Source organism: Cryobacterium sp. TMT2-4 (assembly GCF_004402575.1).
GTDB classification, from domain to species: Bacteria; Actinomycetota; Actinomycetes; order Actinomycetales; family Microbacteriaceae; genus Cryobacterium; species Cryobacterium sandaracinum.
In genome coordinates this window covers 1-15,000 of sequence record NZ_SOGE01000002.1, presented here as the reverse complement: position 1 = coordinate 15,000, position 15,000 = coordinate 1, and the positions used below count along the sequence as shown (strand labels likewise).

10 protein-coding genes and 1 pseudogene are annotated in these 15,000 nt (G+C 69.2%); 3 read left to right on the top strand and 8 right to left on the bottom strand.

The features are described 5' to 3' along the window. The 3 genes and pseudogenes from E3O54_RS01340 to E3O54_RS01330 all read right to left on the bottom strand — a co-directional run. A pseudogene (locus tag E3O54_RS01340) lies at nucleotides 1-796 on the bottom strand (transposase); the annotation flags it as partial. A gap of 296 nt (nucleotides 797-1,092) precedes the next feature. Further along, complete coding sequence (locus E3O54_RS01335) at nucleotides 1,093-2,085, bottom strand: FHA domain-containing protein (protein ID WP_174720167.1); 993 nt, start codon at nucleotides 2,083-2,085, stop codon at nucleotides 1,093-1,095. A 2-nt stretch (nucleotides 2,086-2,087) separates the two neighbouring features. Further along, nucleotides 2,088-2,351, bottom strand: coding sequence for a hypothetical protein (locus E3O54_RS01330; RefSeq protein ID WP_174720110.1), 264 nt, complete (start codon nucleotides 2,349-2,351; stop codon nucleotides 2,088-2,090). Nucleotides 2,352-2,620: 269 nt separating this feature from the next. Between E3O54_RS01330 and E3O54_RS01325 the strand changes: the two genes are divergently transcribed. Next, nucleotides 2,621-6,232, top strand: coding sequence for a TM0106 family RecB-like putative nuclease (locus E3O54_RS01325; protein WP_134400777.1), 3,612 nt, complete (start codon nucleotides 2,621-2,623; stop codon nucleotides 6,230-6,232). 86 nt (nucleotides 6,233-6,318) lie between these two features. Here the strand turns inward: E3O54_RS01325 and E3O54_RS01320 are convergent, their stop codons facing one another. From E3O54_RS01320 to E3O54_RS01300, 5 genes are all read right to left on the bottom strand, one after another. Beyond that, entirely contained in the window at nucleotides 6,319-6,597 is a 279-nt protein-coding gene (locus tag E3O54_RS01320; protein WP_104099251.1) for an HPr family phosphocarrier protein, read from the bottom strand. A 74-nt stretch (nucleotides 6,598-6,671) separates the two neighbouring features. Continuing rightward, on the bottom strand, nucleotides 6,672-8,357 hold the full coding sequence (gene ptsP, locus E3O54_RS01315) for a phosphoenolpyruvate--protein phosphotransferase (protein ID WP_104099252.1): 1,686 nt from the start codon (nucleotides 8,355-8,357) through the stop codon (nucleotides 6,672-6,674). Nucleotides 8,358-8,448: 91 nt separating this feature from the next. Beyond that, complete coding sequence (locus tag E3O54_RS01310; protein ID WP_134342846.1) at nucleotides 8,449-10,461, bottom strand: fructose-specific PTS transporter subunit EIIC; 2,013 nt, start codon at nucleotides 10,459-10,461, stop codon at nucleotides 8,449-8,451. Next, complete coding sequence (locus tag E3O54_RS01305) at nucleotides 10,458-11,429, bottom strand: 1-phosphofructokinase family hexose kinase (protein WP_104099254.1); 972 nt, start codon at nucleotides 11,427-11,429, stop codon at nucleotides 10,458-10,460. The genes E3O54_RS01310 and E3O54_RS01305 overlap by 4 nt, the downstream gene beginning before the upstream one ends. Continuing rightward, the gene (locus tag E3O54_RS01300) at nucleotides 11,426-12,214 is read right to left on the bottom strand and encodes a DeoR/GlpR family DNA-binding transcription regulator (protein WP_104099255.1); all 789 of its coding nucleotides are present in this window, start codon (nucleotides 12,212-12,214) and stop codon (nucleotides 11,426-11,428) included. Before E3O54_RS01300 ends, E3O54_RS01305 begins: the two co-directional genes overlap by 4 nt. A gap of 197 nt (nucleotides 12,215-12,411) precedes the next feature. Between E3O54_RS01300 and E3O54_RS01295 the strand changes: the two genes are divergently transcribed. Next, complete coding sequence (locus tag E3O54_RS01295; RefSeq protein WP_104099259.1) at nucleotides 12,412-13,587, top strand: exonuclease SbcCD subunit D; 1,176 nt, start codon at nucleotides 12,412-12,414, stop codon at nucleotides 13,585-13,587. Continuing rightward, nucleotides 13,584-15,000, top strand: a 1,417-nt coding sequence (locus tag E3O54_RS17210; protein WP_134400776.1) for an AAA family ATPase, incomplete at its 3' end; no start/stop codon positions are given. The genes E3O54_RS01295 and E3O54_RS17210, both read left to right, overlap by 4 nt.

Sequence of the window (15,000 nt, the reverse complement as noted above, 5' to 3'; positions counted from 1 at the left end):
GACGTGGAACGGGTCCGCGCAGCGGACCGCGTTCGGGCAGCGTGCTGCGACGACCGACGCGATCCACGCGGCCCCATCCGCGGAAACATGCGTGATCAGAGCGGATCGTTCCGCGCCGAGCGCATCGAAGAACGTGCCCAGGGTGGCCTTGTCCTGGCCCGGAGCAGCCCAGACCAGGCGCCCCGAATCGTGGTCCACGACCACAGTCAAGAACTTCCGGCCGCGCTTGTAGGAGATCTCATCGATCCCGATCCGGGTGAGCCCGGCGAAGGGATCACGGAGCTCTTCCGTGTCAGCCCAAACCCGGGTGATGATCGCCCCGACCGTGCGCCACGCGATGNCCAAACCCGGGTGATGATCGCCCCGACCGTGCGCCACGCGATCCGCATCAACACGGTGACCGCGGCCTTAGACGTCTGCGTGGCCAGCCACGCGACCTGAGAGTCAAAGTGATGCGTGTGGCCGGCCTGGTGCCTGGCCCACGGGACTGCGGCCACGATCACACCGTGCTCCCGGCACGACACCCGCGAGGAATCCGCCTCCAAGTAGANACCCGCGAGGAATCCGCCTCCAGGTAGACCTGGATCGTGCCCGCGTCCAAGGCCCGCCACCGGCGCCGCCCCGCACCCCTGTCGTAGCGTGGGCAACGTTTCAGGCAGACCCCGCACCGGTGCCGCGCCGACCCCGTCGGCCGCACCGAGGCCACCAAAACACCCGCCACCGGGTCCAGATTCAGGTCCTCAACGACCGTCTTATCGACACCGAGCAAAGTCCGCCATAAAGTTAGAGACCGCACGCCGTATTCCTGCCCCTTGAGTTTCTGTTCCTAGACAGTCAGAAACCTAGACAGGAAGCGGCGTGCGGCCGTTAAGGCGCTCCGAAACACCCACAGATGAAGCAGGAGAGCCAGAATCTCCGTCGAATTGGTTCAGGGCAGGGCAGGGCAGGGCAGGGCAGCGTGGGGCGGCGCAGGGCTCGGCGGAATCCGTCGCGGCTCATACATGGGAAGCCGGCACACGTTCTACCGTGTGCCGGCTTCCACAGCGTGCGCCGCGAGTGGCGCAGCCAGGATCTGCCGACCCGGACCTGACCCTAGATCTCGGAGTCGTCCACCGGCCCCGGCCGCGCGGTCATCGGCTCGGTGCCGCCGTTCGTGGTGCCGGCACCGGCGGCGTTGGCCTCGCGCTCCAACCGGGCTGCGCGGCGGCTCGGTTGCGGCTTTTGCACGGACAGTTCCCCGCCCACGCGACCGCCGTGGGGGCGGCCGTGGTCGGCATACTCCTCACGGAAGTAGGCCATGCGCCACGGACCCATTTCGATCCGGGCGCCGGTGCGCAGGACCTGCCCGTCGTTCTCGTCCTGCCGGTAATTCCGCTTGGCTCCGCCGGAAACGTCGCCGAGCGGATACAGAATGTACTCGTCGTTGTCGTCGTGGCGGATTTCGGCATGGAACGGTTGCAGACCGGCCAGCTGCAGGTCGGCATCCGGGGCCGAACCGATGGTGGTGACCGTCGGCAGCAGATCGAACTCGCGCGGCATCTGACCGTTCCAGTTCTTCGAGCCGATCACAAAAACCAGCCGGGGCCGGCCTGCCCCCGGTGTGTAGTGCGTCGTGGTCACCCGGCGACGGATGCGCCGGTCGAAGGTCGGCACCAACGGCAACAGGGTGGCCGGCGGCAACGGCAGGGACAGGCCCGCCTCCGGTGCGGCACTGCGCCGCCGCAGGAGCGGAACCAGCGCGGCCCGGCTGCCGAGCGTAATGTGCGACGAACCGGTCAGCAGCCGTTGGATGACGGGTGCCTTGACGGCTCCCAGCCGGATGATCAGGCCGTCGGGGCCGGACACGGAGACGGTCAGGCCGCGCTCGGCCAGGTCGCCGGCCAGGCCGCGGAGTTCCTTCAGCTTCATCGTGCTGGTGCGCACGAACATCTCGGGCTTGCTGGAGAAGATCTCGACGTCGAGGCCGCTGGCCGTGATGGTTCCGCCCATCTGCTCGGCGCCGGTCGCCTCCGTGGTGTCGCCCGGTGTGCCCGGCTCCGCGAGGGAGAACTCCAGGTCGATGTCCAGGCGGGTGGTGGGGCTCATGACTACTTGGTGAGCGGTTCGGTGCCTGAACCCTCGCTCGTGGTGACCCGCAGTGTGCCGTTCAGCTTCCAAGTGGCACGGGGGGCGTCGGGGCCGATGTCGCGCGGCACCTCCACCGTCATGTCGATGAAGCTGTAGTTGATGGCGGCGCTCTTGCCGGTCAGGTAGGACCACATCTCCTTGCCGAGGTCGGTCCAGTCCTTGATGTTGTGGGCGTCGGGGCCGGTGGCGTTGGCAGTGGGTACGGGGTTCTGGCTGTCAGTCACGGTGTGTTCCTTCTCGCTTGGTTGCAGGGATACGGCACTCGGTCGTCGCACATCGGGCCCGCAATCGGCCAGAATCGGATCAACAGTGAACCGCCGCGCGGACAGCCATCAAAAACCTCGTCTGCCGCGTGTAGGCCAACCCTAGTTGAGCACGGCTGCAGGGGGAAGGGCGCGGCACCCCCTGTTCTGGTCGGTGGTGTCGGCTAGCCTCGAAACCACCGTGACCAGCGCTTCCGGTGTGGTTGTGCGTGCGCAAAGAGGAGATCGACGTGTTCCTGCCAGACCCTGCCACCGTTGTCTACTCGGCGAGCGACCTCAGCGCCGCGGCCGCGTGCGAGTGGGCACTGTTGCGCCGACTCGACGCGAAACTGGGACGCATCGACGCCGCCCCGGCAGCCGCTGACGCCATGCTCCAGCGCACCGCCGCGCTGGGCGACGCCCACGAACTGCGGATGCTCGAACAGCTGCGCGCGGCCCGCACCGTCGTCGAGATCGAACGTGGCGACCTCGCCGACATCGGTTCCGCCGTTGAAATGAGCGAGGCGGCCCTGCGCGCAGGGGCCGAGGTGGTGTTCCAGGCTGCGTTCTTCGACGGGCGATTCCTGGGCTACGCGGACTTCATCATCCGCACCGGGAGCGGCGACCCGAGCGACCCCGCCGACCATTCCGACCCCGCCGACCCCGCCGACCATTCCGACCCCGCCGACCCCGCCGACCCCGCAGACCATGCCGCGACCTACGAGGTCTACGACACGAAGCTGGCACGCTCGGCGAAGATCACGGCGCTGCTGCAGTTGGCGGCGTATAGCGACCAGTTGCAGCGGATGGGCATCCCGACGGGGGAGAACGTGCACCTTCTGCTCGGCGACGGCCGCACGAGCTCGCACCGGTTGCAGGACATCCTGCCGGTCTACCGCGCCCGGCGCGCCCGCCTCGAGCGGCTGGTCGACGAACGCCTCGCCGACCCTGCACCCACCCCGTGGGGTGACCCTCGCTACGCCGCCTGCGGCCGCTGTGACCTGTGCGAGGAGCAGGTGCAGCAGCACCGGGACGTGCTCCTGGTCGCGAACCTGCGGCTCAGCCAGCGCGCCCGGCTGCGCTCCGCGGGCGTCCGCTCCATCGACGACCTCGCCGCGCGGCGCGAGCCCGTCCCCGGTTTGTCAGACGCCACGCTAGCGACCCTGCAGGGGCAGGCCCGGCTGCAGATCGCCCCCCGAGCTCCCGGCCGGCCACTGAACTGGGAGATCATCAACCCGGCCGCCCTCGCGGCGCTGCCCGCACCCGACGCGGGGGACATCTTCTTCGACTTCGAGGGTGACCCGCTCTACCAGGAGGCCGGCAACGGACAGTGGGGGCTGGACTATCTGTTCGGTCTGGCCCTGCCGGACGATACCTTCCGCACCTTCTGGGCGCACGACCACGCCGAGGAACGTCAGGCCCTGATCGACTTCCTGGAGTATGTGCGGGAGCGCCGTTCGCGGCATCCGGGGCTCCACATCTACCACTACGCCCCCTACGAGCGCACCCACCTGCTCGGCCTTGCCGCCCGGCACGGGGTCGGCGAAGAAGCGGTCGACGACCTATTGCGCCGGAATGTGCTCGTTGACCTCTACCCGATCGTGCGGCAGGGCTTACGCATCGGCAGCCGCAGCTACTCGCTCAAGAAGCTCGAACCGCTCTACATGGGGCTCGAGGAACGCGAGGGCGTGGCCAACGCCGCCGACTCGATCACCGAATACGTGCGCTCGCGCACCCTGTTGGCCACCGGACAGACGGATGCCGCAGAGCAGATTCTCACGGACATCGCCCGCTACAACGCGTACGACTGCCGCTCCACCCTGCGCCTGCGCGACTGGCTGCTGGCCCGCGCCGCCGAGCAGCCGGGCGCCACCGCAGCGTCGCCGGCGACCCTGGCGGGCGTGCCCCTGCCGGTGCGGGAACCGGACCCGGTCTACCGGGAACTCTCCGTGCTGCTTGCCGACGTTCCGCCGGCCGAGCGCACCGCCGACCAGACCGCGCTCGCCCTCGCCTCGGCGGCGATCGACTACCACCGGCGGGAGCAGAAATCGTTCTGGTGGGACCACTACAGTCGCCTGGGCGCGCCCGTGGACGACTGGGCGGACACCAGGGACGTGCTCATCGTCGAAACAGCAGCCCTGCACCTGGGCTGGCACCGGGAAGGCCGCCAGTCGCTCGACCGCCGGGTACTGCGCCTGACCGGGGCACTCGCGCCGGGCAGTTCGCTCACGGTCGGGCAGCAGCCGTTCCTGCTCTACGACCTGCCCTACCCGCCGATCAGCCGCAGCGACGCCCCCGGAGCGCGCACCGCGCACAACAGGGCGACCATCATCGACGTGATCGACGAGTCGGTCTATTTGGTCGAGGAGGTGCTCGAACGCGATGCACCCGCCCACCGGGAAATGCCGATCGCCCTCACCCCCGGCACCCCGCCGCCAGCCGGTAGCCAGGTGACCGCGATCTCGGAGTGGGGCCGCGCCGTGCTCTCCCGGTGGCCGGAACCGCTGCCGGACGCGGCCTTCGACCTGCTGCGCCGACGCCCGCCCCGGTTGCTCGGGGCAAGTGGGCCGGCGCAGCCCCTGGTGCAGCCACCGGCGCGCCCCGGCGATGGTGCCGGTGCCGGGGACGGCGAGGGCGATGGTGCCGGCGACGGCGACGGTGAGGGGGATGTGCGCACCGCCATCCGGGACACCCTGCTCGTGCTCGACCGGTCCTACCTCGCGGTGCAGGGCCCGCCCGGAACCGGCAAGACCTTCGTCGGCTCGAGGGTGATCGCCGACCTCGTCGTGCGGCACGGCTGGCGCGTGGGCGTCGTCGCGCAGTCCCACGCCGCGGTCGAGAACATGCTCCGGGCCGTACTCGCCGCCGGAATCGAGGCGGGGCTGGAGCCCGGCCAGGTCGGGAAGAAAGCGAAAAAGGGCGACGAGAAAAAGCCGGTGCCGTGGACCCTCCTGGATACCAAGACCTTCGCCCGGTTCACCGGGCAGTCCGGCGGCTGGGTACTCGGCGGCACCGCCTGGGACTTCAGCAACGCCGACCGGGTGCCGCGGGGCTCCCTCGACCTGCTCGTGATCGACGAGGCCGGCCAGTTTTCCCTCGCCAGCACCATCGCAGCAGCCGTCGCGGCCGAACGCCTGCTGCTGCTCGGCGACCCGCAACAGCTGCCGCAGGTCAGCCAAGGCACGCACCCCGAACCGGTCGACGGCTCGGCTCTGGGCTGGCTCAGCGACGGACACCAGGTGCTCCCGCCGGAATTCGGCTACTTTCTGAAGACCAGCTGGCGCATGCATCCGAGGATCTGCGCTCCGGTGTCGGCGCTGTCCTACGAGGGGCGGCTGCGCTCGCACCCCTCCGATCGCCGACTCGAGGCTGTGGAGCCGGGCCTGCACCCGGTGCCCGTGCCGCACCGGTTCAATTCCACCTCGTCGGTGGAGGAGGCCGAAGCCGTGGTCTCACTGGTGACCGGTCTGCTCGGCCGACCCTGGACATCCGGTGGCCGGAGCGCACCGCTGGCGCAGGGCGACGTGATCGTCGTGGCGCCCTACAACGCGCAGGTCGAGCTGCTGCGCCGCCACCTCGTGCAGGCCGGCCTGGGTGACGTGCCGGTGGGCACCGTCGACAAGTTCCAGGGCCGGGAGGCGGCGGTCGCCGTGGTCTCGCTTGCCGCCTCCGCGGCAGAGGACGTACCGCGCGGCCTCGAGTTCCTGCTCCTGGCAAACCGGCTCAACGTGGCCATCTCCCGTGCCCAGTGGGCGGCCTGGCTGGTCTACTCGCCGGCCCTGACCGAGACCCTGCCCTCAAGTGTGGAGAGCCTGGCCCAGCTGAGCGCGTTCATCACCCTGGTCACGCCCGACCGGGCCTGACCTCCGGTGTCGGAGCCTGACCCACGAAAAGGCACCCTCGCTCCGGCATGATTCGCGCAGACTGAGGGTGCCTTCGGACGGGGGTGCTACTCGGCGTCGAGGTCCGTTTCGAGGAGCTTGACGAGGGATTCGAGAGCCTCATCGGCTCCGTCGCCCTCGGCGCGCAGCACGACGATGTCGCCGTTGGCGGCACCCAGGCTCATCAGCGACAGGATGCTCGAGGCATCCATCGCGTCCTCGGCCGGGTCGGCCTCGAGGGCGATGGTGACCTCGAGGGTCAGATCGCCGACGGCCGCCGCGAAGATGGATGCGGGGCGCGCGTGCAGGCCGACACGGCTCGCGATGGTGGCTTTACGTTCGGACATGGTTCCTCCTAATTGGTGCCCGGCGAAGGGGTGGCTCGCCGGCGATGATGCGATGCGACGTAAATCCGAAGCGGCTAGAGACCCAGCTCTTCAAGTATGGGCAATCCGGCGCGCACGCGGGTACGCGCTTCGTCCGAATTACGGGCCGAAACGGCGATCTGGGCAAGTTCCTGCGCCCGTTCGAGCGTCACGGACTTCAGCACGGCGCCCACGGCGGACATCGACCGGGCCGTCATGGACAGGGTGTTGACACCCAGCCCGACGAGTACGACGGCGAGAACCGGGTCGGCGGCGGCTTCGCCGCAGACGCCGACGGGCTTGTTGTGGCCCTCGTATATCGCCCCCGCGACGGTGAGCTGGATCAGCTGGAGCACGGCGGGCTGCCACGGCGAGTTCAGCGCGGCGAGGGTTCCGAGCTGACGGTCGGCGGCCATCGTGTACTGGGTGAGGTCGTTCGTGCCGAGGCTGACGAATTCGGCTTCGGTCAGGATGCTCGCGGAGCGGAGCGCCGCGGAGGGAACCTCCACCATGACGCCGGGGGTCTTCAGCCCGGCGACGCGGCACATGGCGGCGAAGTCGGCGGCCTCGTCGACTGTGGCGATCATCGGAGCCATCACCCAGACCACGGCGGAGGAGGCCTGCGCGGCGGTGGCGATGGCTGTGAGCTGGCGCTTGAGCACGCCGGGGCTGGTCAGGTCGGTGCGGTAGCCGCGCACGCCGAGCGACGGGTTGGGCTCCGTGCTGTCGGTGAGGAACGGCAGAGGCTTGTCGGCGCCGGCGTCGAGCGTGCGCACGACGACCTTCTTGCCGGGGAACGCGTCGAACACGCCGCGGTAGGCCACGACCTGCTCATCGATGGTGGGCTCGATGTCGCGCTCGAGGAAGCAGAACTCGGTGCGGAGCAGTCCGACGCCCTCTGCGCCGGCGGCCGCGGCCTTGACCGCGTCAGCGGCCCCGCCCACGTTGGCCAGCAGCGGAACGAGGTGGCCGTCGGCGGTGGTGCCGGTGCCGTCGAACACGGACAGGCTGGCCGCGACGTGCTCCCACGCCGTGACGGCGGTGCGCTCGTCGTCGCCGGGGTCAACCTGGAGGGTTCCGGCGGCGCCGTCCACGTAGACCTCGGTGCCATCGGTGAGGGCGTCGACGCCGGCGGCGGCGACGACGGCCGGCAGGCCGAGGGCGCGGGCGATGATCGCGGTGTGCGACTGCGGTCCGCCGCCGCTGGTGACCAGGGCGAGGATCTTGTTCGGGTCGAGGGTGGCGGTGTCGGCCGGGGCGAGGTCCTCGGCTACGAGCACGAAGGGCTCGTCAGACTGGGGGATGCCGGGGGCGGTGACGCCGCGCAGCTCGGCGACGATCCGGGCCCGCACGTCGAGGACATCCGTGGCCCGCTCGGCCATGTAGCCACCGAGGTTGTGCAGCATCTCGGCGACGGATGCGCCGGACTCCCAGATCGCGCGTTCGGCGGATGTTCCGGTAACGATTAATTTCACTGCAGCTTTTATCAGCATCGGGTCGGTGGCCATCAGCGCGGTGGCTTCGAGAACCGACTTGCTGGCGCCCGTGGCGGCTTCGGCGCGACGCTGAAGCTCGGTTTGCACCACCTTGGAGGCTGTCCGCAGCTCTGCCGTTGCGACTTCGGGCGTAGTCGCCGCATCCAGGCGTTCACCTGCCGGGGGTTCGCTGATCGGTTTGGGCATCTGGCGAACGGATCCGATGATCCGGCCGGGGCTTACGCCTACACCAGTGAAATTCTGCACGGGACAACCTCTATTCTTGCGCAGCAGAAATACTGCGCTATTGATGCTACGCGTCGGCCGCCCCGAATTTCTCGGAGCGGCCGACGTGCGGTTAAGCGTTGACCAGGGCGGGCGCTGCTGCGTCCGCGGTGACCAACGGTGTCTTTCGAGCGTATCGCTTCAGCGCGATCACCAGGATGGCCGTTACGACGGTTCCGATCGCGATCGCCAGGGCGAAGAGCGCGAAGCTGTCGATGGCGAAGAAGACGAACATTCCGCCGTGCGGGGCCTTCGAGGTGACGCCCCAGGCCATCGAGAGAGCACCGGTCACGCCGGCGCCCACCATGGAGGCCGGGATCACGCGGAGCACGTCTGCGGCAGCGAACGGGATGGCGCCTTCGGAGATGAACGACGCACCCAGCAGCCAGGCGGCTTTGCCGTTTTCGCGCTCGGCGACAGTGAACAGTCGGCGGTCGAGCACCGTGGCCAGGGCCATGGCGAGCGGCGGAACCATGCCGGCGGCCATGACCGCAGCCATGATCTGCCACGGAGCCTGGTTGGCCATGGTTGCGGTGCCGAGACCGGCGACGGCGAAGGCGTAGGCAACCTTGTTGACCGGTCCGCCGAGGTCGAACCCCATCATGAGGCCCAGGATCAGGCCGAGCAGGATGGCGGAGGCGCCGGTCATGCCGGACAGCCACTCGTTCAGAGCGGTGGTCAGCAGCGCGATGGGGCCACCGAGCACCAGGAACATCAGGCCCGAGGCGACGATCGACGCGACCAGCGGGATGATGACGACGGGCATCAGGCTGCGAAGCCAGCGCGGCACGTCGAGCTTGGCGAAGCTGGCGGCTGCGACACCGGCCAGCAGACCACCGGCGATGCCGCCGAGGAAACCGGCACCCATGAACCCGGCGACGGCACCGGCGACGAAACCGGGGGCGATTCCGGGACGGTCGGCGATCGCGTAGGCGATGTAGCCGGCCAGGGCCGGAACCAGGAAGCCCATCGACAGCGCGCCGATCTTGAAGAAGACCGCTCCCAGATAGGTCAGCATGCCGCCTTCCGGCAGGTTGAACAGGTTGTTCTCCAGGGTGACCGTGTCGGCGACCTCGGTGATCTCGTAGCCTCCGAGGAGGAATCCGAGGGCGATCAGCAGACCTCCACCGGCGACGAACGGGATCATGTAGCTGACACCGGTGAGCAGGGCGCGCTTGACCTTCTGGCCGAAGTGCTCGCTGGTCTCCTCGGCCTCGGCCGCACCGACGGTGCCGCCGACGCGGCGGGCGTTGGGGTTCTGGGCCGCGGCCAGGGCATCGTGGATGAGCTTGGCCGGTTCGTCGATGCCGCGTTTGACGGGCACCTGGATGACGGGCTTACCGGCGAAGCGCTCGCGACCGCGAACGTCGACGTCGACGGCGAAGATGACCGCGTCGGCCGCGGCGATGACGGCCGGGTCGAGCATCGTGAGGCCGGCCGAGCCCTGGGTTTCGACCCGCAGGTCGACGCCGGCGGCCTTCGCCGCGGCAACGAGCGATTCGGCAGCCATGTAGGTGTGCGCGATGCCGGTTGGGCAGGCGGTCACAGCGACGATGCGCTTGACACCGGCGGATGCCGCGGGCGTGCTTCCGACGTTGGCGCCGGCGCCGACGACGCCGCCGGCGGCCACGGGAGCCGGGGAGACGACGCTGGTGACCAGTTCGACGATTTCGGCCTGGGTCTTCGCGGCGCGCAGCGCGGCGGTGAAGGGGGCCTTCATCAGCGAGCGGGCGAGCTTGGCCAGGATCTTGAGGTGTTCCTGGTCCGCGCCCTCGGGAGCGGCGATCAGGAAGACGAGGTCCGCGGGGCCATCGGCGGCGCCGAAGTCGACCGGCGAAGTCAGTCGGGCCAACGCCAGCGTCGGCTCGGTAACGGCTGCCGAACGGCAATGCGGGATGGCCAGGCCGCCGGGGATGCCGGTTGCCGTCTTCGCTTCGCGAGCGAGGGCATCCGCGTAGAGGCTCTCGATCTCGGTGGCGCGGCCGGCGCCTACGACGAGCTCGGCAAGATGCCGGATTACGCTCGAGGGTGCGGCTCCGAGGTTCTTATCCAGAGCGACAAGCTCCGGGGTGATCAGTGCACTCACTGGACATCCTCCTTTGGATGGGTGTTGAGCGACGTCAGGGTGACGTCGCCCGGTCTGGTTTGGTGCAGTGCCGGAACGGTTGATCCGGGCAGGGACGCGGCTGCGGCCCCGTGGGCTGCGGCCTGGCGGAGAGAGTCGGGGGCGGAGCCGCCGGCGATGCTGCTGAGCAGGTAGCCGGCCAGGGATGAATCGCCGGCTCCGACGGTGCTGCGCGCGTTGATCGGCGGCGTTTTCGCGAGCCAGGCGCCGTCTTCGGTCACCAGCACGGCACCCTGGGAACCGAGGGTGGCCAACACGGCGCCAACTCCGGTGGCGACGAGACGCTCGGCGGCGCGGGCCACGAGCACCGGATTGCCCTCGAGGCTCTCCGGGTCGGGGATGCCGGTGAGCTCGGCCAGTTCTTCCGCGTTGGGCTTGATCAGGTCCGGTCCGGCCGTGACGGCGGCGGCGAGGGGCGCGCCGGACGAGTCGACGGCCACCCGAGGGGCGCTCGCGCCGAACCGGCTGCGGAGCTCCCTGGTGATGTCGGCGTAGAAGTCGACGGGCACTCCAGGCGGCAGCGATCCGGCCAGCACGAGCCAGCTGGCACCCTCCGCCTTCTCCAGCACGAGTTCGATCAGGTCGCTCTGCTGCGCGGCGGTCAGCACCGGTCCGGGCACGTTCACCTTGGTGGTGGTGCCGTCGATCTCGGTCAGCGCGACGTTGCTCCGGAGCGTGGCGCCGATCGGCATGCCGAGGTGGGGCACCCTCGCGGCCCGGAGGGCCACCAGAACGGGGTCCAACTCGTCGCCGGGGAGAATGGCGAGGCTCAGGATGTCCGAGGCCTCGAGGGCGCGAACGATGTTCACGCCCTTGCCGCCCGGTTCTTCGCGGGATGAAGCGGCGCGCTGAACTTCGCCGCGGGCCAGCGGGGCGCGGAGTTCGATGGTGCGATCCAGGCTCGGATTCGGAGTAAGCGTGATGATCACGCGATCACAACCTCAACGTCGGCCGCGGCCAGGGCTGCGGCAAGTTCATCTGATGGGAGAGCGTCCGCGATCAGCACGTCGATGTCGCCCAGGGCCGCGAAGCGGATCAGGGTTTCCTTGTCGAGCTTGGACGAATCGGCCAGTGCGACAACACGACGGGCCGAACGGACGATGGCTGTCTTCACGGCGGATTCAACGGCATCCGGAGTGCTGAAACCGAATTCGGCGTGCACGCCGTTGGCGCCGACGAACGCGATGTCGGGCCGCAACGAATCGAGCTGGGCGATGGTGCTGGGACCGACGACGGCGCGGGTGAGGCCGCGCACGCGGCCGCCGAGGATATACAACGAGATGGCGTCGTTGCCGGCGAGTTTCGTGGCGATCGGCACCGCGTTGGTGATGACCAGGAGTTCGTCACCGGGGGCTGCCGGTGTCCAGTCGAGCAGGAGGTCGGCGAGCAGTTCGGTCGTGGTGCCGGCATCCAGCAGGACGGAGCCGGTCTGGCTCGAGGGAATCATGGTGAGGGCGGCGGCGGCGATGCGCTGCTTCTCGTCCTGCCGCTGCGTCTGGCGTTCTTCGAGGCTGAGCTCGGACATGCTCTGCCGGTCGAACGCGACCGCGCCGCCGTGCACCCGGCGCAGCTGGCGGGCGCCCTCGAGGCTGTCGAGGTCGCGGCGCACCGTTTCGGGGGTGACATCGAAGCGGGAGGCGAGATCGCTGACCGTGACCCGGTTCGAACTGGTGACCAGATCGACGATCAGGGCCTGACGTTCTTCGGCGAACATGGCGACCTCCTCGACGCTGAGTGGCCGAAACCACGAATTTGTAGAATACAAAAACTTTACCTGTGTTTGTTTTTGTTTGTCAAGAAAAACAAAGACAAACAAAGAACCCGCTGCGCGGTGCTGCCCGGTGCTGCCCGGCGCTGCCCGGCGCCGCCGGGTGCCGCCGGGTGTCGGCCGTCGGCGATAGCGTGAGCATCATGAAGATCCTGCACACTTCCGACTGGCACATCGGGCGAACCTTCCACACCCATTCGACCCTGGATGCCCTGCATCAGGTGCTGGATGCGCTGGTGGAGGTGGTGCGGCAGCGCCGGATCGACGTGGTGGCGGTGGCCGGCGACATCTTCGACTCGGCCATGCCGTCGGCCGAGAGCTACACGCTGCTCGCGGCGGTGCTGCGGGAAATCAAGCAGGCAGGGGCCACGGTGGTGATGACCAGCGGCAACCACGACTCCGCCACCCGCCTCGGCTTCCAGGCGGAGTGGGCCGCACTCGCGGGCGTCCATGTGCTGACCCGGCCGGAGCAGTTCCTCGAACCGGTCACCGTGCCGGACGAGCACGGGCCCGTGCACTTCTATGGCATCCCCTACCTGGAGCCGGCGCTGGTCCGGCACCTCAGCGTTTTTCACGGGCCGGCAGACGAACCGCTCAAGACCCACGAGCAGGTGCTCACCGTCGTGATGCAGCGCATCCGCGATGACCTGGCCGTGCGCGGCGGGCGATCGGTGGTGCTCAGCCACTGCTTCGCGGCGGGAGTGCCCGCGGCCGCGGCGACCGATACCGTGCGGGACATCACCGCGGGCGGCCTCGATCTGGTGCCCGTGTCGGTCTTCACAGGACCGGACTACGTCGCCCTCGGCCACATCCACGGGCGGGCCCACCTCACCGACCGCGTGCGCTACTCGGGAGCACCACTGCACTACTCCTTCTCGGAGGCCGGCAAACCGCGGGGCTGCTGGCTGGTCGAGCTCCAGGCCGGCCCTGCCGCCGACATCGAATGGATCGAGCTTCCGGTCCCGCGGCGACTCAGCGTGCTCACCGGCGAGATCGAACAGCTCCTGACCGATGACGCCTTGGCCGAGTTCGAGCCCGACTGGGTGTCGGCAATCCTGACCGACCAGGTGCGTCCCCTCGACGGCATCCGGCGCCTGCAGAAACGATTCCCGCACTGCGTCACGCTCGAGCACCGGCCCGCTGTCGTCGTCGACTCGGATGCCGTCAGCTACGGTGAGCGCATCGACCGCCAGAGTGACCGCGAGATTGTCGCCGGGTTCCTCGAGTTCGTGCGCAACGGGGTCGGCCAATCCGATTTCGAACGAGACCTGGTGGCGGAACTCCTCACCGAAGGTGACCTGAGGGAGCTGAGCCGATGAAGATCAAACGCCTGCGGATCGCCGGATTCGGCCCCTACAAGAACGAACAGGTGATCGACTTCGAGCGCTTCGATGCCGATGGAATCTTCCTGATCACCGGCAAGACCGGGGCCGGCAAGTCCAGCATCCTCGACGCCGTCTGCTTCGCCCTCTACGGCAGCGTGCCGCGCTATGAGGGAACGGAGTCCCAGCTGCGCAGTGACCACTGCGAACCGGATGACCCTACTTTCGTGGAGCTGGAATTCGCACTGCACGAGAACGACTACCGCATCTACCGCACACCCAGGTACGAGAAGAACAAGAAGCGTGGCCCGGGTACGACCATGTCACCGCCCGACGCGCGCCTCGACATCCGTGACCTGCACGACGACCGGGACACCCCTGAGGGCTGGCGCAGCGTGGCGACCCGTCCGGTCGACGTCGGGCACGAGCTCAGCCGCATCCTGCCGCTCAAGCAGGACCAGTTTCTGCAGGTGATCCTGCTGGCCCAGAACCGGTTCCAGCGGTTCCTGCTGGCCAAGACCGATGACCGGCGAGGGGTGCTGCGCACCCTCTTCGGCACCGCCCGGTTCGAGCAGCTCGAACTCGGGCTGATCAGCCGGCGCAAGTCGCTCGATGATGGGCTGGAATCCGTGCGCCAGCGCCTGGCCGGCCTGGCGGCCACCGCGTCCCGGCACTTGCAGCGCGAAGACCTGCCCGGCGACGACTCCGATGACGCGCCCGGCAGTCGCGACCGGGCCTGGTTCGACGCCGCCCTGGCGGAGCTGGACGAGCTGCTGGCCGAGGCGTCGGCGGGGGCCGAACGGGCCACGTCGGCGCTGGAGTTGGCCGCCGCCGACGTGCAGGCCCAGGAAGACCTGCGCAGCCGGCAGGACCGCCGCAACGAAGCCCACTCGGCCCTGGCCGTTCTCGAGGCCCGGCAGGTGGCGATCGCCCTCGACCGGGCGGCCGTGCTGGCCGCGAACCGGGCGTCCCGCGTGTGGCCGGCGCTCCGCACGCGTCGAGAGGCGGAGGAAGCGCTCGAACGTGCCCTGGGCGGCGAATCGTACGCGCACGGCGCCTGGCGTGAGTACCAGGACGACCCAGGTCTGGTGGAAACGACTGAGAGCCTCAAGGCCGTCATCGAGAATCTCCTGGGCCGGCTCGGATCGTTGAAGGACGTTCTCGACGTCGAACGGCTGCTGCCCGGCATCGAGGCCAAGATTGTGACGCTGCAGGAGGAGCTCGCCCTGCACGTGGCATCCGTCGAGCAGACCCAGGCGCTCCTGGACGAGCTACCGGACCGGATGGATGACGTCGACGAGGCCCTGGCGGCGGCCGCGCTGGCGGCGGCAAGCGAGCCCGAGGCGCGCGCCCAGGCGGAGCGGCTGCGGGCGGCCGAGGGCGCGGCCGGCCAGGTGCGGCGTCTCGACG